A 1,086-nucleotide genomic window follows, 5' to 3' on the forward strand; every position below is an offset into this window, starting at 1 on the left:
ACGGCCGGTTGCGACCCGCCACCCGCAGCTGGGCGCGCAGCGTCGCACCTGGCCGGTGATGTAGTCGGCCAGGTGCTCACCGTGGACGGGGGCCTCTCCGTCCAGGCACGACCCCCGGGGACCGACCCGGTCCTCGACACCGCTCCGACCGAAGGCCAGCAGACATGACCGAGCACACCCCCGCTCCCCTCGACCCGGCCGACCTCGCCGCCCTGGGCGCGGCCAGCACCGCCACCATCACCACCCAGCTGTTCAAGTTCGGCCTGCGCAACACGTACCTGGCCGGGCTGCGCTGCGTCAGCCCGCACGCCCCGCGGCTGCTCGGTGAGGCGTTCACCCTGCGCTACATCCCGGCGCGGGAGGACATCGACACCCTCGACGTCTTCGCCGACTACGACCACCCGCAGCGGCTGGCCGTCGAGTCCGTGCACCCCGGGCAGGTGCTGGTGATGGACTGCCGGGGACAGGGCCGCGCCGCGTCCGCCGGGCACATCCTGCTGACCCGCCTGGCCGCGCGGGGCGCCTCCGGTGTCGTCACCGACGGCACCCTGCGGGACATCGAGGGCATCGGGGAGCTGCGGCTGCCCGTCTTCGCCGCCGGCGCCGCGGCGATGACGAACCTCGCCCAGCACCACGCCGTCGACCTCCAGGTGCCGATCGGCTGCGCCGGGGTGCCCGTCTACCCGGGCGACGTGCTGGTCGGCGACGGCGACGGCGTGGTCTGCGTCCCGCGCCACCTGGTGCCGGTGATCGCCCAGCCGGCCCGCGAGCAGGAGCGGTTGGAGGAGTTCCTCCAGCAGCGGGTCGCCCTCGGCGCCCCGCTGCGCGGCACCTACCCCCCAGACGAGCAGACCCTCCGGGCGTACGACGCCAGCCGCGCAGCCGTGAGCGACGCCCACTGAGCCCACGGACCGCCGCGGGGGCGGTCCGCCAGCCCGAGCACCACCGCACCGCACCCCACCCACCCGTCCCTCTCGGAGGTAGCGCGTGTCCCGCAACACACCCCTGCACCTCGCCGTCATCGCGGCGCTGGTCGGAACGGCCGTCGCCGTACCGGCCGGCCCCGCCCTCGCCGCCGACCTGTCC

1 protein-coding gene is annotated in these 1,086 nt (G+C 75.4%); it reads left to right on the forward strand.

Translation table 11 applies throughout. The annotated features are described in order from the left end of the window. Nucleotides 1–164 precede the first annotated feature (164 nt). Complete coding sequence (locus tag AB0I76_RS30565; protein ID WP_357042801.1) at nucleotides 165–902, forward strand: ribonuclease activity regulator RraA; 738 nt, start codon at nucleotides 165–167, stop codon at nucleotides 900–902. Nucleotides 903–1,086: the final 184 nt, after the last annotated feature.

The organism is Micromonospora sp. NPDC049799, from assembly GCF_040656655.1.
Lineage (GTDB): Bacteria > Actinomycetota > Actinomycetes > Mycobacteriales > Micromonosporaceae > Micromonospora.